The sequence below is a fragment of the Gemmatimonadota bacterium genome (assembly GCA_016704275.1).
Taxonomy (GTDB): domain Bacteria; phylum Gemmatimonadota; class Gemmatimonadetes; order Gemmatimonadales; family GWC2-71-9; genus Palsa-1233.
Genome location: JADJAK010000001.1, coordinates 300,013 through 325,091 on the forward strand (window position 1 = coordinate 300,013; position 25,079 = coordinate 325,091).

The 25,079-nt window shown below is 66.3% G+C and carries 21 protein-coding genes and 2 tRNA genes; 18 read left to right on the plus strand and 5 right to left on the minus strand.

All coding sequences use genetic code 11. The annotated features are described in order from the left end of the window. Window positions 1–38 precede the first annotated feature (38 nt). Window positions 39–1,700 (plus strand): DUF4384 domain-containing protein, encoded by a 1,662-nt coding sequence (locus tag IPG05_01415; GenBank protein MBK6493760.1) that lies wholly within the window; start codon window positions 39–41, stop codon window positions 1,698–1,700. 87 nt (window positions 1,701–1,787) lie between these two features. Here IPG05_01415 and IPG05_01420 read toward each other — a convergent pair whose 3' ends face one another. Continuing rightward, entirely contained in the window at window positions 1,788–2,246 is a 459-nt protein-coding gene (locus tag IPG05_01420) for a hypothetical protein (GenBank protein ID MBK6493761.1), read from the minus strand. Window positions 2,247–2,338: 92 nt separating this feature from the next. Here IPG05_01420 and IPG05_01425 point away from each other — a divergent pair, with 92 nt between their 5' ends. From IPG05_01425 to IPG05_01450, 6 genes are read left to right on the plus strand one after another with little or no spacing between them, the layout of a single operon-like run. After that, on the plus strand, window positions 2,339–3,277 hold the full coding sequence (locus IPG05_01425) for a beta-ureidopropionase (GenBank protein ID MBK6493762.1): 939 nt from the start codon (window positions 2,339–2,341) through the stop codon (window positions 3,275–3,277). Continuing rightward, window positions 3,262–4,065, plus strand: coding sequence for an NAD+ synthase (locus tag IPG05_01430; GenBank protein MBK6493763.1), 804 nt, complete (start codon window positions 3,262–3,264; stop codon window positions 4,063–4,065). Before IPG05_01425 ends, IPG05_01430 begins: the two co-directional genes overlap by 16 nt. A 12-nt stretch (window positions 4,066–4,077) precedes the next feature. Continuing rightward, window positions 4,078–4,587 (plus strand): acyl-CoA thioesterase, encoded by a 510-nt coding sequence (locus IPG05_01435; protein MBK6493764.1) that lies wholly within the window; start codon window positions 4,078–4,080, stop codon window positions 4,585–4,587. Further along, window positions 4,584–5,408 (plus strand): patatin-like phospholipase family protein, encoded by an 825-nt coding sequence (locus tag IPG05_01440; protein ID MBK6493765.1) that lies wholly within the window; start codon window positions 4,584–4,586, stop codon window positions 5,406–5,408. Before IPG05_01435 ends, IPG05_01440 begins: the two co-directional genes overlap by 4 nt. 49 nt (window positions 5,409–5,457) lie before the next feature. Beyond that, window positions 5,458–5,916, plus strand: coding sequence for a hypothetical protein (locus IPG05_01445; GenBank protein MBK6493766.1), 459 nt, complete (start codon window positions 5,458–5,460; stop codon window positions 5,914–5,916). Continuing rightward, window positions 5,913–7,154, plus strand: a complete 1,242-nt coding sequence (locus tag IPG05_01450; protein ID MBK6493767.1) for an aminotransferase class V-fold PLP-dependent enzyme — start codon at window positions 5,913–5,915, stop codon at window positions 7,152–7,154. Before IPG05_01445 ends, IPG05_01450 begins: the two co-directional genes overlap by 4 nt. Here the strand turns inward: IPG05_01450 and IPG05_01455 are convergent. After that, window positions 7,091–8,035 (minus strand): A/G-specific adenine glycosylase, encoded by a 945-nt coding sequence (locus IPG05_01455; protein ID MBK6493768.1) that lies wholly within the window; start codon window positions 8,033–8,035, stop codon window positions 7,091–7,093. The genes IPG05_01450 and IPG05_01455 overlap by 64 nt on opposite strands. A 22-nt stretch (window positions 8,036–8,057) precedes the next feature. On the opposite strand from IPG05_01455, the gene IPG05_01460 reads away from it, so the two are divergent. From IPG05_01460 to rnz, 5 genes are all read left to right on the plus strand, one after another. Next, complete coding sequence (locus IPG05_01460; protein MBK6493769.1) at window positions 8,058–8,660, plus strand: ABC transporter permease; 603 nt, start codon at window positions 8,058–8,060, stop codon at window positions 8,658–8,660. Further along, window positions 8,661–9,407: an ATP-binding cassette domain-containing protein gene (locus tag IPG05_01465; GenBank protein ID MBK6493770.1), complete on the plus strand. Its 747-nt coding sequence runs from the start codon at window positions 8,661–8,663 to the stop codon at window positions 9,405–9,407. Window positions 9,408–9,420: 13 nt separating this feature from the next. Next, on the plus strand, window positions 9,421–10,299 hold the full coding sequence (locus IPG05_01470) for an MCE family protein (GenBank protein MBK6493771.1): 879 nt from the start codon (window positions 9,421–9,423) through the stop codon (window positions 10,297–10,299). A gap of 105 nt (window positions 10,300–10,404) precedes the next feature. Further along, complete coding sequence (gene folE / locus IPG05_01475) at window positions 10,405–10,956, plus strand: GTP cyclohydrolase I FolE (GenBank protein MBK6493772.1); 552 nt, start codon at window positions 10,405–10,407, stop codon at window positions 10,954–10,956. Continuing rightward, the gene (gene rnz, locus IPG05_01480) at window positions 10,953–11,882 is read left to right on the plus strand and encodes a ribonuclease Z (GenBank protein MBK6493773.1); all 930 of its coding nucleotides are present in this window, start codon (window positions 10,953–10,955) and stop codon (window positions 11,880–11,882) included. Before folE ends, rnz begins: the two co-directional genes overlap by 4 nt. A 429-nt stretch (window positions 11,883–12,311) precedes the next feature. Here rnz and IPG05_01485 read toward each other — a convergent pair whose 3' ends face one another. Continuing rightward, a complete protein-coding gene (locus tag IPG05_01485) occupies window positions 12,312–13,706 on the minus strand; it encodes a deoxyribodipyrimidine photo-lyase (GenBank protein MBK6493774.1) in 1,395 nt (464 codons plus the stop codon). A 116-nt stretch (window positions 13,707–13,822) separates the two neighbouring features. On the opposite strand from IPG05_01485, the gene IPG05_01490 reads away from it, so the two are divergent. From IPG05_01490 to IPG05_01505, 4 genes are all read left to right on the plus strand, one after another. Further along, a complete protein-coding gene (locus IPG05_01490) occupies window positions 13,823–14,191 on the plus strand; it encodes a four helix bundle protein (protein MBK6493775.1) in 369 nt (122 codons plus the stop codon). A 101-nt stretch (window positions 14,192–14,292) separates the two neighbouring features. Continuing rightward, window positions 14,293–14,365, plus strand: a tRNA-Ala gene (locus tag IPG05_01495). A 377-nt stretch (window positions 14,366–14,742) separates the two neighbouring features. Beyond that, window positions 14,743–16,008 carry an HD domain-containing protein gene (locus tag IPG05_01500; protein MBK6493776.1) on the plus strand — a complete coding sequence of 422 codons (1,266 nt, stop codon included), beginning with the start codon at window positions 14,743–14,745 and terminating at the stop codon, window positions 16,006–16,008. Between the two features lie 92 nt (window positions 16,009–16,100). Further along, window positions 16,101–16,646 (plus strand): hypothetical protein, encoded by a 546-nt coding sequence (locus IPG05_01505; GenBank protein ID MBK6493777.1) that lies wholly within the window; start codon window positions 16,101–16,103, stop codon window positions 16,644–16,646. A 3-nt stretch (window positions 16,647–16,649) separates the two neighbouring features. Here the strand turns inward: IPG05_01505 and IPG05_01510 are convergent, their stop codons facing one another. Further along, a complete protein-coding gene (locus IPG05_01510) occupies window positions 16,650–17,804 on the minus strand; it encodes a hypothetical protein (GenBank protein ID MBK6493778.1) in 1,155 nt (384 codons plus the stop codon). A 161-nt stretch (window positions 17,805–17,965) separates the two neighbouring features. On the opposite strand from IPG05_01510, the gene IPG05_01515 reads away from it, so the two are divergent. Next, window positions 17,966–18,038: transfer RNA gene (locus IPG05_01515), tRNA-Gln, on the plus strand. Window positions 18,039–18,212: 174 nt separating this feature from the next. Continuing rightward, window positions 18,213–19,163, plus strand: coding sequence for a carboxypeptidase regulatory-like domain-containing protein (locus IPG05_01520; protein ID MBK6493779.1), 951 nt, complete (start codon window positions 18,213–18,215; stop codon window positions 19,161–19,163). 2,759 nt (window positions 19,164–21,922) lie between these two features. Here the strand turns inward: IPG05_01520 and IPG05_01525 are convergent. Continuing rightward, a complete protein-coding gene (locus IPG05_01525) occupies window positions 21,923–22,915 on the minus strand; it encodes a c-type cytochrome (GenBank protein ID MBK6493780.1) in 993 nt (330 codons plus the stop codon). Between the last annotated feature and the right edge of the window lie 2,164 nt (window positions 22,916–25,079).

Sequence of the window (25,079 nt, forward strand, 5' to 3'; positions counted from 1 at the left end):
TCCAGTTGGTTACTGCTCGCCGTTTGTCAGGAGGTCCCATGCTTGCGCTCTTCGCTGTCGCCGCCCTCATCGCTCCTCCGGGAAGTCTCCCGGTCGTGGCCGCGCCGACGGTTTCCGTTGCCCCCTCACTCCAGGCACCACTTCGCATCACGCTCAACAACGGCGGGGATTTCACCCCCGGCGATCGCGTGCGGGTGCAGGTCGAGTCCGCCGAAGACGGCTACCTGATCGTCTTCCGAGTGGACGGCGACGGCCGGGTGCGGGTCCTCTTCCCGATCGATCCCGATCTTGATCCCTTCATCCGCGGTGGCCGGCGCTACGAGCTCCGCGGCCGCGCCGAGCGGGAGACCTTCCTCGCCGATGATCGCACCGGCAACGGTTTGGTCTATGCGGCGCTGGCGCAGGAGCCGTTCGACTTCCGCCGCTACGCCAGCGACGATCACTGGGACTACAACGCCATTCGCCTGAGCGCCTGGGATGCCGATGCCGAGCCTGAGCTGACCGACCTGGTCAAGCGGATGGCGGGCAGCGGTCGCTTCACCTACGACGTGCTCGGCTATCGTGTCCACGGCGGGGCCTACATCTCTGGCGGCGGCGGCATCGTCTCGCCGGCCGGCTACGGTAGCCCGTTCTACGATCCCTACTGGTCCTGCCTCGCCTGCGGCTACGGCGTCCGGCAGAGTGGCGTGAACATCCGGGTCGGGATCGGCGGCGGCTGGGACCTCTACGATCCTTGGGGCCGGTACGACCCCTGGTACTACGATCCCTATCGGTACAGCCGCTACGGATACGGCTATGGCTACGGCTATGGCGGTTACTACGATCCGTGGGATTGGCGCTACCCGGGGCAGTATCGGCCGATCACGGTGATCAACTTGCCGCGGCCGCAGATCCCGAACACGGCCTACGGCTACCGGGCGCGCCCGCGTGGAACGGAGGCTGGTGGATTGGCGCCGGACCTGACGCGGGTCGTCCGCGGCAACACTCGCCCCGACGCAACGCCGCCCTCGAACGGGGGTCGGGCCCGGGGCCGCGACGACCAGCCGACGCGCGTGACTCCGCGGCCGAACGAGCCGCAGCGCCAGGATCGGACTCAGGGGAGCACGGGGTCGCAGCCGGATCGCGGCACCTCGCGCCCGCCGGCAAGCAGTCCTCCGGCGAGCAGCCCTCCGCCGGCCTCGTCTGGCGGGACTCGGGCTCGCCCCCGCCCAGGTGGCGGGGATGAGCTGGTCACGGCGCCGACGCAGTCGATGGCGCCGCAGATGGATCGTCGTGGCGACGTGCGGCCGGTCGTGGCGCCGGTGGTTGAACAGAGCCGCCGCGCCTCGGAGGAGCCGACGCCGGTCTTCCGCGAGCCGTTCCGCGCGCGACCCGATGTGAATGCGAGCCGGGGCGAGGCGTCCCGCGCCGAGCCGCAGCGGACTGAGCCGAGCCGCAGTCAGCCGGTGTATCGTGAGCCGCCCCGCGCCGAGCCTTCTCGCTCGGAGCCGGCGCGGGCAGAGCGGTCTCGCGCGGAGCCTTCTCGCGCAGAGCCGCAGCGGGTGGAGCGTCAGGCGCCGCCCCAGCGCGCCGAGCCGCAGCGGGTGGAGCGGCAGGCGCCCCCGCGGAGTGAACCAGTGAGTCGCGCGGCACCGCCGTCGTCACCCCCGCCGGCGGCTCCGCCGGCCTCGACCTCGGGTCGGTCTCGCCCCAGGCCGTAGCGAGTTGCCGCTCGTGAAAACAATCAACCTCGGGTCGCCGTGCTGGCTGCCCGAGGTTGCTTCGTTCTGTCCGTCGCCCGCTTCAGCTCAACTGTGCGCGCGGGCGTAGGCGAGGCCCCACTCCATCAGCTCGGCGCTGCGCAGCCCGACGGCCATCGCCGCATCGATGGCTGCCTGCTCGTCCATCCCCTTGTCGATGATGAAGTAGGGAATCAGCGCGCCACCGACGCGGTTGGCCGAGGCGCAGTGGAGGATCGTCGGCGTGTCGGCATGGGCACGGACGGCGGCCAGGATGCGCTCGAGGAGTTCCGTGCTCAGCGCCCCGGAGTTGACCGGGATGTTGATGTACTCGATCCCCAGGTCGGCGAGGGTCGCGGCTTCATCGAAGGGACGCGGCTCCATCGGATCGCGCAGGTCGATGACGGCGGTGACACCGGAGGCCTTGGCGGCGGCGAAGTGTTCGGCGGAGGGCTGACCGGCCGTCGCCAACCAGGGGAGGGGCAGGGCGGCGTTGGTGGCACCCTGGATTGATTCCAGCATCGACATCGGTCTCGCTCCATCTTCAGGGGAGTCGAAGGTGCCCGGGAATATACCAAGCCGTCGGGGCGCCCCCGGGCTCGGTGGCGCTAGATTTCGGCATGTCCGCGATCACCGTCGCCCTGGCTCAGTTTCGCCCCACGAAGGGCGCCCCCGGTCCCAACCTCGACCGGATCGAGGCGCTCTTTCGCACGCTGGCGACCTCCCCGGAGCCGCCCAGCGTCCTGATCCTCCCCGAGGGGACGCTCACCGGGTACTTCCTTGAGGGGGGCGTCCACGAGCACGCCCTGACGGCCGACGTCCTGTTCACGATGCTGCAGGAACGGCACGCACGCTCCGGCGCCCCCCCGATGGAGGTCTGCCTCGGCTTCTACGAGCGCGGCATTGATCGGCTCTACAACTCGGCGATCTGGGCCGCCCTCGGTGGTGACGACGCCGGCATTCGTCACGTCCATCGCAAGATCTTCCTCCCGACGTACGGCGTGTTCGACGAGGAGCGCTTCCTCGACGCGGGGCGCGATGTGCAGGCATTCGAGGCGCGCATCGGCCGGGTGGCGATGCTGGTCTGCGAGGATGCCTGGCACTCCATCACGCCGACCATCGCGGCAGTCGATGGCGCGCAGTTCCTCGCCATCGTGGCGGCGAGCCCGGCGCGCGGCCTCGAACCCGATCCGGTGCACCCGGGCACGCCCAGTTCGATGGGGCGGTGGGAGCGGCTGGCGCGCGACATCGCCGGCGAGCACGGGATCTACGTGGCGCTGGCGCAGCTGGTCGGCTTCGAGGGCGGGAAGGCGTTTCCGGGCGGATCGCTGCTGACGGCGCCAAGCGGCGACGTGCTGGTGCGCGCGCCGCTCTTCGAGGATGCCACGATCCAGGTGACGCTTCCGCTCGACGAGATTGCGCGGGTGCGTTCCGGCGCACCGCTCCTGGCTGACCTGGAAGCACGTTTGCCGCACCTGATCGAGTCGCTGCAGCGGGCACGTGGTCGCGGCGGCGAGGGCTTCGTCCGCACGGCACCCTCGAGATCGACCCGGTCCTGACCACCACGTGGCTGGTCGAGTTCCTTCGGGATGAAGTCCAGCGGCGGCGAGGCTTTGCCAAGGTGGTGCTCGGCCTCTCGGGTGGCGTCGATTCGGCGGTGGTGGCATACCTCGCCGCCGCGGCCTTCGGGCCGGAACAGGTCACGGCCGTCCGGATGCCGTATCGGACCTCGAGCAGCGAATCGCTCGACCATGCGCGTCTGGTGGTCGACGCCCTCGGCATCCGCGAGCAGACCATCGACATCTCCGCGGCCGTGGATGGCTACGCCGCCGCGAGCGGCGACACGCCGACCGCCGCGCGCCTCGGCAACGTGATGGCGCGGACGCGAATGCTGGCGCTGTTCGATCGCTCGGCCGCGCTGAACGCGTTGCCGCTGGGCACCGGCAACAAGAGCGAACGCCTGCTCGGCTACTTCACCTGGCATGCCGACGACGCGCCACCGGTGAACCCCATCGGCGACCTCTTCAAGTCGCAGGTCTGGGCGCTCGCTCGTCACCTTGGCGTGCCCGACGCGATCGTGAACAAGCCGGCCTCGGCGGACTTGATTGTCGGGCAGACCGACGAGGCCGACTTCGGCATCCGCTACGATCGCGCGGATGGCATCCTCGACCTGCTCCTGCATGGCCACCTCGATGCCACGGTCGCCGCCGCCGGATATTCCCTCGAGGAGATCGCGCTGGTGCGCAAGCGGCTCGACGCGACCCACTGGAAGCGCAAGCTGCCGAGCGTGGCGATGCTGAGCCAGACGGCGATTGGGGAGTACTACCTGCGTCCTGTAGACTACTGACATCGATCATCGATGATCGATGATCGATCATCGATTGCCACGAGGACCAGACCCGTGAGTATTCCTGACTTTCGACCCATGTCCCACTCCCGCGGCGAGATCTCGACGCTGGTGATGCCGCACATGGCCAACATCCTCGGCGATCTCTTCGGCGGGAACCTGATGGCGATGGTCGATCAGGCGGCGGCGATTGCCGCGATCCGGCATGCGGGTGGTGCGGCGGTGACGGCGTCGATCCACCGTGTCGACTTCCGCGAACGGATCCCGATGGGGTCACTGGTGACCTGCCATGCCACGGTGGATTTCGTCGGCAACTCGTCGATGGACATCACGGTCGAGGTGTTTTCAGAGAAGCCGAGCACCGGCGAGAAGCGCAACACGCACACGGCGCACGTGGTCTTTGTGGCGATCGATGATTACGGCCGGCCGAAGCGGGTGCCGCGGCTCGTCGCCGAAAGCCCGGAAGAGCAGGCGCGCTACGCGGCGGCCGACGCGTACCGCCGGGAACACGGCACCAAGTGAGTCGGCGCCGTGCAGTGGTGGTGCTGAGCGGCGGCGGCGCCAAGGGCGCGGCGCACATCGGCGCGGCTCGTGCCCTGGCGGAGCACGACATCGAGGTGGTGCACTGGATCGGGACCTCGATGGGCGCCGTGATCGCGGCCGCGCTCGCGTCGGGGACACCGCACCAGGTGATCCTCGAGCGCTTCCTGGCCGTCAAGCGCGAGGACGTCCTCGCCCCGGACCGTGTGGCGCTCTTCCGCGGCATCTGGGCCAAGGCGCTGCTCAAGCCGGAGCCGTTCCGTCGGGCGATCGCCGAGTTCATGCCGGTGCAGACGTTCGCGGAGCTGGTGACGCCGTGCACGATCACCGCGGTCGACGTGGTCACCGGCAAGGAAGTGGCATTCGGCACCGGCGGGATCGACGCGCCGCTCGTCGATGCCGTGGTGGCGTCGTGTGCGCTGCCGCCGTGGTTTCCGCCCGCGATGGTGCACGGCCGCGGCTACTACGATGGCGGCCTGCGGGCGGTGATGCCGTTGCCGTTTGCCGCGGGGATCGAATGCGACCTCGTGGTGGCCATTCATACCGGTCCGGGCTTCGACGAACAGGGCGAGGTGGTCTCCGTGCCGCCGCCGTTCGTGGCGGCGACCGATACTGCCATTGGCTGGCTGATGGCGAGCAACACCGAGTTGATGCGCGACCAGTGGCTCGCGACCCCGGGCGCACCCCCGCTGGTCTGGGTGCGGCCGACGTCGGACCGGGGGGCCACCTTCGCGATGGAGCGAATCCCGAAGTACGCCGAGCTCGGGTATGTGACGACCACGCAGGCGCTCGACGCGCTGTGAGCAGGTACGAAGTTCACGCAGGCTCCCCCTACTGGCTGATGGAGTTGCAATGACCGGATTCTGGCGCCTGGCGCATTTCGTGTCGTTCGTGATGTGGATCGGCGGGGCGATGGGGGTAATGGTGGCCGGCGCCGTGATGAAGCGGCTCGAGCGGTCGCTCTGGGGCGGTGTGGCCGATGTGCAGGCGGGGATCTACCGCTACCTCATCGGCCCCGGCTCGATCATCGCCGTGGTGTCAGGGCTGATTCTCACGTTGCGGATGTACAACGGCATGTCGGTCCAGGTCGGTCCTTGGCTCGGGATGATGCAGGGCTTCGGGCTGCTCGGCGCGCTGGTGACCCTGCTCGGTGCGATGCCGGCGGCCGCCAAGCTCACGCGACTCGAGGCCGTCGGCGAGACGGCACCCGCGTTTGATGCCGCGCGGAAGCGGATGGTCCTCGCCGGCATGATCGGCGGTACGATGTCGGCGTTGGCGCTGATCGCGGGCGCGCTCTACAAGCTCGGATGACGATCACCCGGCGCGACCTGCTGGCGCTCGCCACGGCGATGCCCGCCTTTGGCGGGCTCGCGCAGGCGCGCCTGCCGCGCCGTTCACATCGCGCGTTGCCGCACGATGCCGCACCGGATGACGAGGCGGCGTGGGAGCGGATCGGCCAGGAGTTCGTGATCGAGGGGACGCACCTCAACACCGGCACGATCGGCTCGTCGCCGCTGCCGGTCATCGAGGCAACCATCCACCATCTCCGCGCCTTCGAGCGGATGATCGGGCAGGAGGCGGTCGATGGTGTCGCCCTGCACGCCGAGCTCGAGGCCTTTCTTGGGGCGTGGCCGGGGTCGGTGGCGATCGTGCGCAACACCACCGAGGCGATGAGCATCGTTGCGGCCGGCATCGACCTGCAGCCGGGCGACGAAGTCGTCTCGACGACGCACGAGCACATCGGCGGGCGCTGTTGCTGGGAACTGCTCGCGAAGCGACGGGGTGTGACCTACAAGACGTTCACGCCGCCACTCAATCCTATGAGCGAGGCGGAGCTGGCGGCGGCGTGGATGGCGCAGGTAACGCCGCGCACCAGAGTATTTTCCATCTCGCACGTGCTCTTCTCCACCGGCATGATCCAGCCGGTGCGGGCGCTGGTGCGGATGGCGCGTGACCGGGGCATCATCACGGTGATCGACGGGGCGCACCCGCCTGGCTTGCTCGAGCTCAACCTGCGCGACCTCGACGCGGACTTCTACGCGTCGTCGCCGCACAAGTGGCTGCTGGCGCCGAAGGGGACCGGGCTGCTGATTGTCCGTCCGGATCGGATGGAGTCGACGTGGCCGTTGGTCGGCTCCGGCGACTGGGCCGCCACCGACATCAAGCGCTTCGAGCATGTCGGGACGAGCAACGATTCGCTGCTGGCCGGACTTCGCGCCGCGGTGCAGTTTCAGCAGGCGATCGGCCGGCGGGCAGTCGAGCTCCGCGCGCGCGGGCTCGCGACGCAGTTGCACACGATGCTCGCCAAGCTGCCGCGGGTCGAGATCGTGTCACCGACGCGACCGGAGTTCCGGGCCGGGATGGTGGCGTTTCGGATGGCGGGGACGACCGCGCAGGCGTTGCAGGGGTATCTGGGCGCGCAGCGGATCAGGACACGACGGATCGCCGAGGCGAACCTCGAGTATCTCCGGTTGAGCACCCACATCTACACCTTCCCGCGCGACCTCGAGCGGACGGTGGCCTTGCTCAAGGATGCGCCGCGCGGCTGAGCGGAGCCGGTGAGGCAGTTGCTGCGCACGGGGCAGATCTCGCAGCGGGCCACGCGGGCCGTGCAGATGAGCGCGCCGAGTTCCATCAGGGCCTGATTGGTGGCCCAGGCTGAGGGGCCGCGGCGCGGGACGAGTGCCTTGGCGGTGTCCCAGAGGATGTGCTCGCCGGCGGCGCCCTTCGGCAGCTCGGGATGGAAGACGCGGCGCAGCACCCGGGCCACGTTGGTGTCGACGGCCGGTTCGGCGGACTCCCAGGCGAATGACGCCACCGCACCGGCGGTGTAGCGACCGACACCTGGCAGGGCGCGCAACGCTTCGGCCTCCTGTGGCAAATTGCCGTCGTGATCCGTCACCACGGTGCGAGCAAGAGCGTGCAGGTTCGCCGCGCGCCGATAATAGCCGAGACCGGCCCACGCTTCGCGGACCCGTTTCGGGCGTGCAGCGGCCAGATGCTGGATGGTGGGGAAGCGGTCGAGGAAGCGGTGCCAGTAGCCTTCGACCCGTGAGACCTGGGTCTGTTGCAGCATCACTTCGGAGACGAGCACCTGGTACGGATCGCGGGTGCGGCGCCACGGCAGGTCCCGGCCATGCTGGCGGAACCACGCCACGAGACGGCGCTTGAAGCGGAGGCGGTGCGTCCGCGCATCGGGGATGGACTTGGGGCTCACCGTCGGACAAGATAAGGGGGACGATGTCGAGACAGCCTGAGGGGAGGAGCCGTTGAGCGGAGTCGTCGCGCAGGTCCAGCACCGCGCCGGGCGGATCGTGCTTGACACGCTCTCGGCGGTCGGTCGCTTTGCGCAACTCGTCGCCGAAATGGGGCGCGGGCTGGCCGAGTGGCGGATCTGGCTGCCCCGCACCCGGGACGAGTGCTGGAGCATCGGCGTCGGCTCGCTCTTCATCGTGCTGCTGATCTCTTCGTTCGCCGGCGCGGTGACCGCCCTGCAGGCCGGCTATCAGTTCACCGGCAACATCCCCATCTACGTGGTCGGGTCATTGGTCACGGAGTCGATTGTGCTGGAACTCGGGCCGGTGCTCGTGGGACTGGTCCTGGCCGGACGCATCGGCGCCCGGTATGCCGCCGAACTCGGGACGATGCGGGTGACCGAGCAGATCGACGCGCTCGAATCGCTCGGACGCGCACCCTCGTCGCACTTGCTCGTGCCGCGCGTGATGGCGTGCCTGATCATGATCCCGATGCTGGTCATCATCGCCGACGTGGTCGGTGTGGCAGCGGGGTGGCTCGCGGCGAAGCAGGCCCTGCCGATTTCCGATCAGGATTTCACCTACGGCGCGCGCGTCTACTGGCGGCCGTTCGATGCCTACTATTCGATCATCAAGGCCTTCTTCTTCGCGGGCGCCATCGGGCTGATCTCCTGCTACCGCGGCTTCACGACCCAGCAAGGGGCCGAGGGCGTCGGCCGCGCCACCACGGGCGCGGTCGTCACCATCTCGGTGGTGATCCTGTTGCTCGACACGCTCCTCGCCAAGCTGTTGCTGAACTAGATGATCGAGATCAAGAACCTCGCGAAGCGCTTCGGCGCCCAGGTGATCCTCGACGGCGTGAATCTCGTCGTGCAGGAAGGGGAGACCATGGCGCTGCTCGGTCCCTCCGGGACCGGCAAGAGCGTCCTGCTCAAGCACATCATCGGCCTGATCCGGCCCGACGACGGCGAAGTGATCGTCGATGGACAGAACGTGGCCCTGCTGGGGCGCAAGGAACTCTCGGCGCTGCGTGGCACCATCGGGTACGTCTTCCAGAACGGGGCACTGTTCGACTCGATGAACGTGTACGAGAACATCCGCCTCGGCCTCACCAAGCCGGAAGAGTTCGGCAACAAGGAAATTGCCGAGGCGCGGGTGGCCGAGTGCCTGCGGCTGGTGAACCTGGTGCCTGAGACGCTCAAGAAGATGCCGGCCGAATTGTCGGGCGGGATGAAGAAGCGGGTCGGCATTGCCCGGGCGATCGCCGGGCGGCCAAAGTACCTGCTGTACGACGAGCCGACGTCGGGGCTGGATCCGGTCAACTCCGACATCATCGACGCGCTGATCAAGCGCCTCGACACCGAGCTCGGCGTCACCTCGATCATGGTGACCCACGACGTGCGCGGCGCGTTCCGCACCGCCGACCGGATTGCCCTGCTCACGGCCGGGAAGGTCGTGGCGGTGGGCACGCCGGCCGAGTTCCGCGAATCGACCGTACCCGAGGTGCGCGCCTTCCTGGAGCGCGACTTCGACAACGAGCCTCTCTGACCATGAGCAACTGATGCACTCCTATCACAAGGAAGCCACCGTCGGCGCCGTCGTCATCGTGGCCATCGCTGCGTTCATTGGCGGAACCCTCTGGCTGCGCGGGAAGTCGATCGGCACGCCCGAGCTGAACGTGGTCTTCGCCGACATCGGCAACCTCAAGGAGGGGGCGCCGGTGCGCATCTCCGGGGCCCCGGTGGGCCGCGTCGAGGAGATCGTGTTCGAAGGCGTCGGCAAGGTGCGCGTCGGCGTGGTCTTCTCGGTCGACAACATCACGCCGGCCGCGACGGCGCGCGCCTCGATCGGCTCGATCGGGATGCTCGGCGACGCGGTGATCAACCTCGACCCGGGGCAGGGCGCCCCGCTGGCCCGTGGTGCCACGATTCAGGGGACGACCGAGGTGGGCCTGTTCGACAAGGGCGCCGTGCTGGCCGATCAGGCCACGATCGCCATGACGTCGCTGAACAAGATGCTCGACACTGCGCTGGTGGTGGAGCTGCGGCAGACGCTCGCCGCGAGCCAGCGCTTGCTGAGCTACTACGGCGACTCAAAGAACGGTCCGACCGCCGAAGTGAACGCCACGATGCGGGCGTTGCGGACGACCTCCGCCCGGCTCGACTCGACGCTCGCCGGCGTCGACGCCCCGGCGCTCCAGGCGCGGCTCGACACCACCATGCGGTCGGCGGGGAACCTCTCCGACCGGCTGGCGGCCACCAGTACCCGGGTCGATGCCATGCTGGCCCGGATCGAGCGCGGGGAAGGGACCCTCGGGAAGCTCGCCAGCGATACCCTGCTCTACAGCGACCTTCGGCGCACGATGAAGGCAACGGCCGACCTGATCGACGAGATCAAGAAGAACCCCGGCAAGCTGGGCATCACCATCCGGGTCTTCTAGGGAACCTGCCCCCGGTCGGTGGCGTATCCGAGGTTAGACTTTGGGGCGGCCCATCCGGTCGCCCCGTTCGTTGCGCGCCAATTCCCGGGAGTTCCCGTGTCCGACATGCAGCAGCACATCCGCGGCATCCTCCTCGCCCTGGGCGAGGACCCCGACCGTGACGGCCTTCAGAAGACGCCGGAGCGGGTCGAGAAGGCGATGCAGTTCCTCACCCAGGGGTACCAGCAGAGCGCCGAGAAGGTGATCGGCGACGCGCTGTTCGAGGAGACGCACCACAACATGGTGCTGGTCCGCGACATCGAGTTCTACTCGATGTGCGAGCACCACATGCTGCCGTTCTTCGGGAAGGCGCACGTCGCCTACATCCCGGGGGGGAAGATCGTCGGGCTGTCGAAGATGGCGCGGGTGGTGGACGTGTTCGCGCGTCGCCTGCAGGTGCAGGAGCGGATGACGGACCAGATCGCCGACGCACTCGGCCAGCAATTGCAGCCGCGGGGCGTCGGCGTGGTGATCGAGGCGCAGCACCTCTGCATGATGATGCGCGGCGTGCAGAAGCAGGACAGCAGCACGATCACCTCGGCGATGCGCGGCGCCTTCCTCGACGACGCCGCGACGCGTGAGGAATTCCTCCGACTGGTGCACAGCCGCTCGCGATGATCCAGATCACCTTCCTTGGCACCAGTGCCGCGGTCCCGACGGTGGATCGCAACGTCGCCGCCCTGATGATCCAGCGGGCCGGCGAGTCGCTGCTGTTCGATTGCGGCGAGGGAACGCAGCGGCAGATGATGCGCTACGGCACCGGCTTTCTGGTGAACGAGATCTTCCTCACGCACTACCACACCGACCATACCCTCGGCATCCCGGGCCTGCTGCGCGGGATGTCGATGCAGGCGCGCACCGCACCGCTCCGCTTCTACGGCCCGCGAGGCGCCGAACGGACGATCGGTCAGCTGGTGGCGCTCGGGATGGATCGGACGAAGTTCGAGGTCGAGATCACCGAACTGAAGCCGGGCGACGTGCTGTCGCGCGGCGACTACGACCTGGTGGTCGGCGAGGCGGCGCACCGTGGCGAATGCCTGGCGTATGCGCTGGCTGAGCATGAGCGGCTCGGGCGATTCGATCCCGACTTGGCGCGGTCGCTTGGCATCCCCGAGGGACCGCTCTGGGGGAAGCTGCATCGTGGCGAGGCGGTGCCGGATGGCACCGGCCGGATGGTGACGTCGGAGACGCTGGTCGGTCCGTCGCGCCGCGGTCGCAAGGTGGTGTACACGGGCGACACGGTGCCCTGCGAGAGCGTGCGCACCCTGGCTCAGGGCGCGGACCTGCTGATCCACGAAGCGACGTTCGGCGAGGACGAAAAGGAGCGCGCCCTCGAGACGCGGCACAGCCTGGCGCGCGAGGCGGCGATGGTGGCCCGCGACGCAGGCGTCCGCCAGCTCTACCTCACCCACATCTCGGCGCGGTACAGCCGCGAGGCTCCCGAGCTTGCGGCGCAGGCGCGCGCGGTGTTTCCCGATACCACGATTGCACGGGACGGGATGATCGTCGAGGTCGGGTTCGGGGACGACGCGAAGTTGTCCTGAGCGATGCGCGCCAGCCGCGCGCAGTCGGCCCTGGCGCCCGCAGGGCGGCGGGGCCTCCGAAGCCGCGGTACTCGGTACTCCCGGCGGGCGGGCCCGACCTGGGGGCTCCGGTCTCGCGTGTTCCAAGCGTCTTCGCCGCGGCGCCCTTTCGGGCGCGGCAGGCCGCGCCCCGGGGGCGCCGCAATCGGCACGTCCGGCGGAGGGGAGGGCTCGACGACACGGAACCCGCTCGTCCGGCCCCCCAGCGCCGGGCCCGCCGAGGATCTGTTGTGATGTTGGGGGGCGCGCGGAGTCGGGGTCGTTGACGCGAGGACCGTCCAGTCGCTCGCCGGGTGACCATCGGTCAATCGGGCCGGCGCCCGGCCGGCGTGCGACGTCGGACCGCAGCGTCAGCGAGCCCCGAGCCGTGCGCCCCGAACGGCGTGAAAGTCACCCCATGCTTCGGACATACCGCTCCACGTCGAACTTGCCGGACGCCGCCTTGAGGGACATGTAGCGCACGGTGCCGAAGACCGGCCGACGGTAGAATGGACGGTCGAACTTCCCGAAGCACCAGAGGATGCCACCGTAGCTGTTCGGGTCGCGGCCATCGAGTGAGTACTTGTTGTTGAGGTGTTCCAGGAGCCGCATCGCGCGCTCCGGGTTTTCGGTCCAGCCGATAATGCTCTTCCCCCACAACATCCGCATGTAGTTGTGCATCCAGCCGTCGCGCAGGTAGGAGCGCTGCGCGGCGTTCCAGAGATCGTTGTCGGTCCGCGCAAACTCCAGCTCGTCGTCGCGGTAGAGGGTTCGCGGGTCATCGCTGTGGTCCGACAGCTCCTTCTGGGCCCACTCCGGCACGGCGGCCATGGTGCGGTGCCTCGGCTCGAAGCGGCAGAGGTTGAACGCGAGCTCGCGCCAGGTGAGGGTCTCGTCGAGAAACTTGTCGTACTGCTCTGACGGCCCCTCCGCCTTGGCGGTGAGCAGCATCTCGTGCACCGAGACGTGCCCGAAGTGGAGCCACGGCGACAGCTTCGAGGTGGCATCGACATTCGGGTCGTTGCGCTCGAGGTAGCGCGGCAGGCCGTGTTCCGCGAACCAGTCGAGCCGAGTGCGCGCGGCCACGCTGCCACCGCGCCAACCGCGCGCCGGTGCCACCGAATGGTCAATCGGACAGCCCGCGACCAGCGCCGCGATCCGTTCCTCAGTCACGACCGTCGGCTCGAACGGCAGTGACACTGGGGTGGTGTGGCGCGGCGTGCTGTTCGGCACCGGCTGCAGCCAGCTGTCGAGGTCCTTCATCAGCACCGGGCGAATGTGCCGAGCACCACTGAACGCCTTCTCCAACGACTGGGCCGGCACCACGGTCGCGGAATCGACCGCCACCACCGGCGCATCGATCGCCTCGCGCAACTGCTTGAGCTGCCGCGGCATGATGAAGGTCGGGAACCAGTCGGTCACCACCAGCGAGGCACGGGCGGCCAATGCCTTCAGGTTGGCGTGATGATCGACGCCCTTGCCCTGCACCCGCTGGTCGAGGAAGTGGGCGAACTGGATCCCTTTCTTGGCGAACCCCGCCGCCATGTCGATCACCCCTTCGAGCATGAAGGTGTGGAATCGGTCACTCGCCCATGGGTAATCCGGCCGCAATGAGAAGTAGGCGAGCACCGGCACGCCGAGTTCATCCGCCTGCTCGATGGCATACTCGAGGGCGAAGTTGTCGTGCGCGCGCTGCGTGACCTGGATCCAGTACAGGACGAATTCGCCCCCCGCGCGGGGGCGGAGGTGGGAGGCGCCGGCGGGGAGCCAGAGACGGGAGTCGGCTAACGGTGCGGAGGTGGGCATTGTGAGTGTGACCAGTGACCTGTGACCTGTGACCTGTGACCTGTGATGCGGTGATTCGTGCCGCTGCGCGGCCAGGTGCGCCGCTGGCATGTGGGTACCCCGGAGAGCCTTCAGGGATGCGTGATCACCGATCCCTCAAGGCGTGGGAGCATGCTCGGGTGCTGAGCCAGGCAGCCCACCAGTTCTCGGTTCGGGTTTGGCACCCGACTCTCGGGCCGGCGTTGGATCAACTCCGGCGCTCTTCCCTGTCCGTTCGGTTGAATCTCGTGGAAGGGTACTCATGGCGGCCGAGCCCTCGCTGGCTACATCACCTGAGAATCGCGATGGGTTCGGCGGTCGAAACGACCGAGTGCCTCCGCTTCCTTGAGGAGGTTGGCGCTCTCTCGGCGCAGGAGGCGATGCTACTGCTCGGGGAGGCGCGCGTTGTGGAGCGGCTGATTTGGGGGCTCCTCCAGCGCGAGCGCGGCCCACAAGGACCCCGCTAGGACCCAAACCCTGGTCACAGGTCACTGGTTACAGGTCACCGGGCAAGGCGCCCAGACTTGCTCCAGCCCCCCTGCCTCTCATATCTTGTCGGCCCCAACAGGGGGCTGTAGCTCAGCTGGGAGAGCGCTGCATTCGCATTGCAGAGGTCAGGGGTTCGAACCCCCTCAGCTCCATCTGCCCGATCCGGTCCGCCGGTTCGGGCATTGTTTTTGCCCCCCAGCTGGGCATGTCGCCCAAGCTCCTCGCCCTGACCACAACTGCCTCCGCCCTGAATCGACCCGTCGAGCCCCGACCGGTCGAGCCGTCGGCGCCCGCTGTCTCCCGGATTGCCTCGTCTCTGGACGGGGTGGCCGGGGGGCAGGCGGGTGCCACCCCCCTTCAGGTCCTGCCCAATTCCCGGGCGACCAAGGGGACGTCCATTCGGGCGCTTCGCGAGGATCCGTCCCCCGAGGGGGTCCGGCTGTCAGAAGTTGTAGGGGCGCTCTCCTTTGCCCTGGACCTCACCGAGGGCCAGCCGTTGGGGCACGCGGTCCGTACCACCCTTATTGGGATGCGGATCGCGGACCACCTCGGCCTCGCCGATGAACAGCGTTCGGCCCTCTTCTATACCCTCCTCCTCAAGGACCTCGGCTGCTCGTCCAATGCCGCCCGGCTCTCCTCCCTCTTCGGGGCGGACGATCGCCTGGTCAAGCATGCCTACAAGCTGACCGACTGGACCTCGACCTCCGACACCGCCAAGTACGTCTTCAAGTACTCGATGCCGGGGAAGTCGAAGGTCGCAAAGGCGTGGCGCACGCTGATGATCGGGCTCCGGAAGGAAGAGACCGAGGCCGAGGTGATCCAGACGCGCTGCGAGCGCGGCGCCGAGATCGCGCGGATGCTGCACCTGCCGCGTGGGGTGGCCGAGGGGATTCATTCACTTGACGAACATTGGGACGGCAACGGCAAGCCGTTCGGGACGCGCGGCTCGGGGATCCCGATGCTGTCGCGGATCGCCTGCCTGGCGCAGACCATGGAAGTCTTCGTCTCCTCGTTCGATGTCCGCACCGCGTACGAGATGGCGCATGCACGGCGTGGTCGCTGGTTTGACCCGGTGCTCGTCGATTGCCTCGACGCCTTCCAGATGGACAGCGAGTTCTGGGGCGGCCTGCAGCATGCCGACTCGCTCGCGGCGTTGCACGCCAAGGAGCCCGAGGATCAGGTGATCCGGCTCGACGACGCACAGCTTGACACCGTGGCTGAGGCGTTCGCGCGGGTGATCGACGCGAAGTCGCCGTTCACCGCCACGCATTCGCAGAACGTCGCCATCCTCTCGGTGCGAACCGGTGAGGCGATGGGTCTCGACGCGCGCGAGCTGCGCACGCTCAAGCGCGCCGCGCTGCTGCACGACATCGGCAAGCTCGGCGTGAGCAACACGATCCTCGACAAGCCGGCCGCCCTCGACGACATCGAGTTCGAGTCGATGCGGCAGCACACCCGCTTCTCGCTCGAGATCCTCAAGCGCGTCTCCCGCTTCCGGCAGTTTGCCGCGACGGCGGCGGCGCACCACGAGCGGCTCGACGGCACCGGCTATCACCTGGGGCTGAAGGGCGACGAGATCGGCAAGCTGGCGCGGATTATCGCTGTCGCCGACGTGACCGAGGCGATCTCGGCTGACCGGCCGTATCGCTCGGGGATGCCGTTGCCGCAGGCGATCGGCGTGCTCGACGCGCTGGTGGCGAAGCAGCACCTCGACCCCGCCGCAACGGAAGCGCTCAAGGGGTGGTTCACCTGCCTCCCGGGGGCGCTCCCCCGGCAGGAGACCATGGCCGCCTAGGCCGTTCCGCCCCGACGCGCTGGCCTCCGGGCAGCGGGAGCCTTCCATCCCCTGATCGGTTCACCGTTGCGAGGGCCCCATGGCGGCGAATCGTGCTGGCTGTGCTCTTCGTGTCGATCGCTGCGTGCAGCAAGCCCGCCGACGACGCGAGCAAGGACGCCGCTGCCGTGCCACCTGCCGCGAACGCAGCGGCCGACCGCGTCGCGCCGGTCGACTTCGGGCACGAGGAGCTCGAGGCATACGAGAAGGGGATCATCGCCGAGACGGAGCTGGCGGTCGCCGCCGAAGCGAAGGCCGCGAGTGCCGCGACCCCGGAGGCCCGGGCGGACGCCGGGCAGGCGAAGTGGGAGTCGGCGACGATCCCCGAGGCGGCCAAGGTGGTCGGGTTGAGCGAGGGGCGCTACCGCGAGGTCCGCGGCGCGATCAACCGGGCGTTCGAGAACCTCGACTACCAGGGGAAGATCGACGGGCCGATGGCGATGGACACTATTCTGGCGTCGCCCCCGCTCAAGGCGCGGCTGACGGCCGATCCGTTTGGGCACCTCACGCCAACGGCGGCGGCGGGGCTCAAGGGGCGGCTGGACCGGCTGACGCCCCTCTGGATCAAGTACGTGCGGCTCACGGCGGCGTCGCAGTAGCGACTAGGGCTTGGCGCCCGCGCTCACGAGCGGGTAGGTGGTGAGATAGGTCGCCATGTCGTCGTCGAAGCGGCGCATGATGATCGAGTTGCTGCCGAAGGCGATCACTTCCATCGAGTACTTGCCGCGCGGCGGGAGCACGAGCCGGGCGACGACCTTGCCCGCGCCATCGAGCGCCGTCCATACCGAGGCCGCCTTGTAGTCGCGTTGGTGGTGCATGATCCAGAGCCGGCCGAGCGGGTCCACATGCATTCGCCCGAAGAGGGGCCACTGTGTCGGCGACTCCATGGCCCGCATCCGTTCCATACGCTGCGTGACCTCCGCCGACGGGGTGTTGCGCGGGATGGTGTTCTTCATCGCGGTCTCGGCTTCATCGTCGGTGATCGGCGTCCGCGCGTCGCTGAATCGGATTGACTGCAGCGGCTTCCCGTTCACGTCGATGGTGCTGATCTGCGCGGTGCTCGGATTCCCCACCACGAGGCGCGACCCCGTCGCGATCGAGGTGAGTTCGGTCTGGGTCACGAAGCTGAAGGGCGGCCCTGCCCACTCGCCGAGCAGATTCAGGACTGTCCCATCGGTGTTGAGCCGGGTCAGTTTCGACGACGATGGTTTGCCCTGGCCGCCGAAAGCCGTCGCGGTGAGGGTGAACGTGCCATCGGCGAAGCAGGCGTCGAAGGGGAGGCTGCCGTTCCGCTCCTTCGGGATCGTGCGCACGACCTTGCCGGTCGCGTCGAGAATCGCGATGCGCGCATTGTGGCTGTCATAGGCCACCACGGTGTCACCGCGGGTGGCGCACACCGACGTGAGGTAGCGGAACTCTTCCGGGCCTGCCCCTGATCGGCCCACGATCTTGATCAGCTTCCCCGCCTTGTCGAAGTAGTGGACCCGGACCACGTCGATCACGGCCATCCCGCCGGTCGAGAGGAGTGCGGCGCGGAGATAGCCCTGCTTGTGGTCGAACTCCTTTGCCGGGTCCTCGTTGAGGCCGCCGACTTCACTGAGTGGCTTGCCGAGGACGAGGTTGGCGGGGGCCGTGGCGAACAGCGGGGTGGTGATGATCCGGACGCCGGCGCTGTCACGGGTGGAGCGCGCCTGGCCGCTGGCGGAGGAGACGGCAAGCAGGGTGAGGCCGAGGAGGAGCGGGCGGGAGGAGTGCATGCCTGGGTCCGGAGTTGGGGGCGGGCCGCGGTGATGTGGGGAGACTCCTGAGATATCCGTCCCATCTGGCAGGAGGGCAAGGGGTGGCGGTTCCGGCCCTAGGTGCCCTCCGGGAATTGCGCCTCCGGGCCGGTTCCGCTAATTTCGCCGGTCCAGACCACTGCCCCTTGGTGTAACTGGCAACACGTCTGACTCTGGATCAGAAGAGTCCTGGTTCGATCCCAGGAGGGGCAATACCGAAGGCCGGTCTCCGCAGTGCGGGGGCCGGCTTTTTGGTCGTCTCCTCCCGAGTCGCCTCCTGAAGTTCCCCGATGAAACGCCGTATACGCCAGCCTACGCTTCGCCCATTCCAAGGGTAAAATCCGTTCGGGACCGTTGTCGCCCCAGCCCCTTCCTTGAGTTCCCCCCATGCTCCTGCGGCTCGCCCTCGCCATCGGATACCTCCTTCCTGCGTTGCTGCCAGCGCAGGCATCGACGGTCCGTGGGCGCGTGATCGATGGCAGCCGCAGCGCACCGCTCGATGGTGCGGTCGTCGAGCTGCAGGATGCCGGTGGCAAGCGGATCGGCAGGGTGGTCACGTCACCCTCCGGGCTCTTTCTCCTCACCGCGCCCGCTGCCGGGCGGTACCAGGTCAGGGCGCTGGCGATCGGCTACGCCGGTGGCCTCGCGCGCGCCGTGGAGGTGCCAACTAGTGGCGTCTCGCTGGGCGACCTGACACTGATGCCCGCGGTGCGGCTGCTCCCTGACGTCCACCTGGTGGGAAATCGGAAGCTGTGCGGCGCCGAAGTCGGAAAGGATCCGTTCGTGGCGAAGTTGCTCGAGGCGGCGAAGACGTCGTTCGAGGTCGCCGACGCCACGATCGCCTCGGGCCGTCGCTTTACCGTTGAACTCGTCTCGGTGCGTCAGGTGACCACCGGTCGACGGGTCGCGACGCGCACGGACACGACGCGCGAGTCGCTCGCGCGGTGGCCGGTCGAATCGGTCGAGCCGGATTCGCTCCGCATTCGCGGATTCGTGCGACCGCTCGCGCCAATCGAGGCAAGGCAAGGCCTCACCTACCACGGCCCCGATGCCGAGGTGCTTTTCTCGCCCTGGTTCCTGGAGAGTCACTGCTTTCAGTCCCTTGTGTTGACATCGCCGCCCTATCTGAATGCGATCGACTTTTTGCGCTGTAGCAAATTTTCGCTCGTCTGGATGGGGTATGATGTCGCCGCAGTGCGCAAGATCAGGGGAGTGAGTATCGACGCGGAGGCGGCATCTGAAGAGGCGACAAACTCGCCGGGTGTCAGGGCCACAATCGGACGGTTGCGACTGAGCCCGACCCTGTCAAATCGCAACCGCGAACTCTTGGCCCGCTAAGTATTGGACACGGGGAGAGCCTTGGCGCAGGTCTATCGGGTGTTGAGGCCAGGAGCCCGCGCTGTCTATGTCGTGGGCGACTCAGCGATCAGGGGAACGTTCATCCGCAACTCGTCTATCGTTGCGATGGTGGCTGAGCAGGGCGGACCTCCACTGGTATCGCGTCGTACACGGGCTCTCCCAGCCAATCGTCGATACCTCCCACCCCCCACAGACTCAGCCCGACCAGCGGGGTTGGACGCCCGAATGCGTTGTGAAGTTGTGCTCGCCTTCAAGAAGTAACGACCGCTTGTCAATATTTCGAAACGCCGACAGCCCGAGTTGTGTCGGAGGTGTGGGGCGGTCCAGCACGCGGCTGTTGCCTGGGGCCAGCACGTCAGATTGCGGCCGTGAGTTCGGGGTCCATTGAGTCGTCTAACACAGATCGGTCCGCTGGCAAGAGGACGGTCCCGCCACGCGTTCACGGTCAGGTATGGAGGCCTTCAGGCTCGCAGCCCAACCTCTTGGACTTGCGAAGATGGCGTCGCGTTGGCCTTTCGAGCATGGCCGACGCAGCTCCAAGGCTATTTAGGCTTCGATTTCTGAATCTGCGACACGTTTGGAAGGGGCCTTGAATTCCGAGTCTTGTCGCGTGTGGATGTCGATTGTGCCTACAATCGCGCCAAGAGGTTCCTGGGGGCTCGCCCGAAGCTGATGCCAAAGGATCCGATGCCCGTGCGATTGATCCGGAGCGTGTGCAGCAATCTCCCAGGACTGAATTGGCTACTTGTGACAAGTTGCCCTCACAATTGCCCGTCAACCACAAGCAGTCTTCCGGTGTCGTCTCGGCGGATGCCATCGCCAATAGCCGAGGCGGCTTTGCGCTTGGCGACCATGCCGGGGAACCCCCGAGTGGACCGGCGCCCCCGCCCGCTCTCGCGGCGACAAGGCATTTCGGCTTGCCTAGCTAATTCAATCGCTATGTCCGGCGGGAAAAGGCTGCTGTCGCTGATTGACCAGAGGATACCCCCGTATCCGATGCCAGCGGCAACTAGCGACTGCGATCGGCCTTTTCTGAATCCAATCTCGACTGGAGTCGGTGTGCTTGCTCAGGCGGGATGGGCTCGTTCAAGACCACTTGACCAGTCCGTAGGTCAACGACCTGTATTGCGCTCCGCTGAGCGTTAACTCGTACCTGAGAGTGCTCGCGAACCACCTTGAAGAGCGCACCGTCCGAGCCATCTTCGAGTGAGAGGGCCGCGGCTTCGACGTCAAGCTCAAGTGTTTCGTTATAGTATTGATGTGAGGCAGAATTGAGCCAATCCCAGCAGGTGTACGTGACGCAGGTATTCAAATGAGCAAAGCCCTTTAGGTCGCCGCCTGGCTGCGGTTGGATCTGGTCCCTGTGTTCGTCCTGGTAGCACCCCATGTCGCCGGTTTGCCCAGTGTAACAATGGAAACAACTGGCCTCAGTCCCGCCGCTTTCCGCGCCTTGGGTCTTCTGCGCTTGCACTGCTGTGCCCGGGACGACAATGACAAGTAGCACCAGGGCCAATCCCTTCCATAGGAATGCATTTGCTGTCGACACAGTACCTCCTCTAACTAGCGTTTGAGTGTGAGTTGCCAGATATCGACTACGGGGGTTCCATCCGAGGACTCTCGATAGCTCGCGAGATATCCATTTCGCAAGACCCAGAGCGTTGCAAACCGAACGCGGGTGGAGGTGATTACGGTTGCGGTAGCAGGGTCAATGACCTCAATCGCGGTTTGAAGGACCTCGTTTAGCGGAGTATCAAACGGTTGTCCGGGGCGCCCGTTCAAAGGCGTCGGCTTCCACTGCGGACTCTGGAGCGTGGCAACGACCCACACAAGCCCGTTAGCATCTTGCCAGATTCCCTTTATTTCTGGTGTGGGGGGTTGATCTAGTCGTCCGCCCTGCGGGAAGGCGTTCCTTGCCAGTGTCGGGAACCAATCGGCCCGTCGGATGAGATCAAGGCTCACCCTGCGTTGCGAGTCGTATAGCTGGAGCCGGTACTCGTAGAGTTTGGCACTCCAGAAGGAATTGTTCGGAGCAGCACCTAGACGCCGAATCGATTCGAATGGGCGATCCGCTCGATAGGAGCCGTCGCCCCCAAACTGGCGGAGCAGCTTGCCTGCCTGGTCGACCTCCTGAAAAAGGTATCCGACATCCGATTCGTGCGTGAGTGAACGGTTCGTGATAAAATGCCCATTCGGGAGCGCTACAGCCCCCCCGAGCGCACCTCCCACACCATAGAGCGGCACGCTCCGAATGAAGTGCCCGTCGGACTGTAGGATCGAGCGCCGATTGAGGGCTTGGTCCAGTACATGCATAAGGCTGTCTGGCCCGGGGACAATATTGCCAACCTGTTCGTACTCCCCCGGGCCGCCGCCGCTGCGCCCCACATCGCGCAAGAACCGTCCTCTGCTGTTGAAGACGGTAGGGGTCGCCTTTCCTTGCTCAAGCACCCAAACGGTGCCATCCATCGCACGGGTCACCCCAAATGGGCGAAGCGACAACTCGTAACCCCCGGCCTCTCCAATTGATGCCGTCTTAGTAGCCTGGATCGCGCAGGTGCGGCACTCGGCCACTTGGAGCAGTTGGGGTGACTGCGACTGTCCACTCATCGCCGAGCCAACGAGGAAAAGACAAGCGAGGTAACCGGAGCGCATCGCAAGGCTCTGCCGTAGGTCGCGGTGAGGCATGTGTCGAATCTCCTTGGGAGTAAGCATGAGCGCACGGAGGTCATGCCCTTGGGTGACTAGTGCTGTTTCGCCGGGCGGGCAGTCGGCAACAGCTGCTCACTCGAGAGAGTGTGCAAGAAGGCAACCAGGTCGCGCTGTTCCTCGGCTGACATTGTTCGCTGAACAATCGTGGCGTCCAGCATGGGATTGGCAGTGCCGCCACGAACGTAGAAGGCGACCACCTCTTCGAGTGAGGCTAGGCTGCCGTCATGCATATACGGCGCAGTCAAGCCAACATTTCTCAGGCTAGGCGTCTTGAAGGCCCCCCAATCGCGTCGCTGCCTCGAAACAGCATACCGCCCCTTGTCGGACATCCATCCGGACTGGAAGCCGATGCCCAGGTTGTGGAAGCCCTGATCTGAGAACAATGCGATCGGTGTGCCGTCCGACATGTATGCAAGTACATGGTGGCAGCCCGCGCAGTTGGCCCGTGTTCTGAAGAGTGCCCATCCCCGGAGCTCTGCCGCTGAGAGGGCAGCGGTGTCGCCGCCGAAGTAGAACCGATCAAAGCGTGAATCGTTGAATACCAGCGTGCGCTGATAGGCCGCAAGCGCCCTCCTCAAAGTTCCGGTGGTGGGGGTGTGGCCGTAGGCGAGTACGAAGGCTGCCCGGTATGTCGGCTCGCTGACAAGTGCCTTCAGTGCCGATCCGATTGAATGGCCCATGTCGCCGCCAGCTGAGAATACGCCGTCCAGTTGCTCCTCCAAGGAGCCCGCGCGGCCGTCCCAATCCATCGATCTTTGAAAGGTCACGCCAACCAGACTGGGCGCATTCCTTCGACGCGCGTAGTTGCCTAGGCCTTCACTTATGGCCCGGCCCTCAGTAAACGCGCGCCGCGGCGAATGACACGTCGCACAGCTCACCCTTCGGTTTCGTGACAAACGGGTCTCAGAGAATAGGCGGCGCCCTAGTTCAATCTGTGCGGTGGTGCTTCTGGTCGTGTCCCAACTGGACCGCGCAGGGGTGTCCGGCTTCTGCAAATGTTGGCGCCCGTTGCCGAAGTGCAGCACATACAGAACTCCAAGAGTCTGGACGAGACACCACTTAATCGATGGCCACCTCACTTTGCAAACCTCAGGCGCAGAAGCAGTCCATCTGGTGCGTCACTGGAGAAAACCGGTGGAAGCAGTTCAGTCCATGCTTGGCGATCCTTCACCCCAGCTGGTAGTCGGGAGAGCAGCCGCCCAGCCTCTGACGAAACGTGCCACGGCTCGCCACGGCCGCCTCGTTCTTGGCGGTCAAGCTCTAGGAACGACCAGATGAGGTAATCGCCATGTGGGCCCCGCGGGCTGCCGACGGCGAGCAAACGGGCAGCTTGGCGTGGGGTGGTATAAGCGCTAGTGGTGAGTGGTGGGGCGGTGGCGATGTTGCCTGCGAGGTCCTTAACCACCAGCCTGATAGATGTGCCGTCTTCATGCGCTGAAGTTGACAGGAGTAGCTCCACCAGTGTTGGCCTTCCAAGCATAAGTGAACGGCAGTGAGCCCTCCCCTCATGCACCACGTCACTGGCGGGGCGGACAAGAAATCCTCGCACAGACGCGCAATTGACGCTTGATGCCTCATCATCAACTGCCAGTTCGACTGCAACCTTACCGTCGGGAATCAGTAGGACACGGATCTCCGTTACAACAGGCGGGATGGTATCGAATATCGGATACCACTCACTCTGGTCTAGGACGGCACCAGTGTGCGCGTCGACAATGGAGATCAACAGCGCCCAAGATTCTCCTCGCGCGACGCGGCGTGGCAGCATTACTGTAACGCCCCCGCCAACGACTTCCCCCGGGCGCCAGATGAATGGTTGAGTGGTGTTGGGAAGCCCAGTAGCGGACCACCCGAAAGGAAGTGTGCTGCCGCTTATATGCCATCGAACTAGTAGAGGTCGAGTCGCTCGATTCTCAAAAGCATAGGGCAGCGTTGACGGTCCGCCAGGGTGAACCGCTGAGCCTCCAAGGGAATAGGTGCTCGATGTGTTGTTTGTTAGGTCGCTGTCGCGTGCGGTTGTAACCACTCGGCCCCGCAGCGTATATCCCCGACCAAGTGACGTAAGACTGTCGACCACTTGCTCCATTCGAGCGGAATAGGGCACGGTGAACTCCTCGCCCTCCGATCCTCCGTGTTCCGCCGCGGGGACAGATCGCGGACCACTCAGTCTCACCGACACGAGCGGTTGATGCGAGTCCGTCCCGAGCACATCCAAGATCACGGTTAACGGACCCGCTCGTCCGCCAACGTTCTGAACCAGGACTCGTTCTAGGTCAATGGCGGCTCGGCCATTTGGCAACCGGCCGATCCTCAAGTCGGCCAGCGCCGCACTGCTCATTGGCGTGCCATGACCTGTCCTGGCCCAACTCGAATTATTAAATGCAGTCCAGAGCGCCAACAGGAAAAGGGCGGGATACATCTGGCTCCTCCTAGACGCGATCCAGCCGGGTCACAGTTCAGTGGGGTGGAGGATGCCTGGTTGAGTTGACGCCCAAGAAATCGTTTGGGGGTCATGCCGCCGCCGGGCCCGCATCACACTGGAGGGAGTGCCCACGATCGTTTGCGGGCCTCCACGCGAAGGCGGAGGATGTTGGACTCGCAAAACGGGTATGGCTGAGGGCGATCCGGTCAGTTGGAATGGTAGAAGAGGCTGGCTCGATCGTTCGCACGGAACCGTGCGCAATCACGATGCCGATCCGCTTTCTCTAAATTGTGGACACCTTCGAATTTGTCAACTAGGAAGAATCCTATTTGTGAATGACGAAAGTCCGGGACGCGACATCTCTCCGGCGCTGTGGGCCACCTGGAAGTGGGGGATCCCTGCCTGCGCCGGCAGGGGGGACCGGTCAAGGGGGCGGGGCTCGCCGGTTGGCCAATTCGCCTCGAAGGTCGTTGTGCGAACCTTTGCCTCCGCCGCTACCTCCACCCAACCGTGCGGAGCCTAGGGCAACCCTCCGGGGCCGGACCGACTAGCGTTATATACAGCTTCGTCCTGGAATGGAGGGGCGTTTGGGTCGCATGGCACCTCGCGTCGGCTGTGCACCTCCATTCCTTTACCGCCCCGAAAAGCGATTCGAGCGTAGCATGGAGGGGGACTGGGTTGCAGCGGTGTGGACACCGTCTGGAGCTCCACACCAAGACGCGCCGGCGATGCCCCTCCCGCAGAGGTCTCACGGGTGTGTCCCCCGA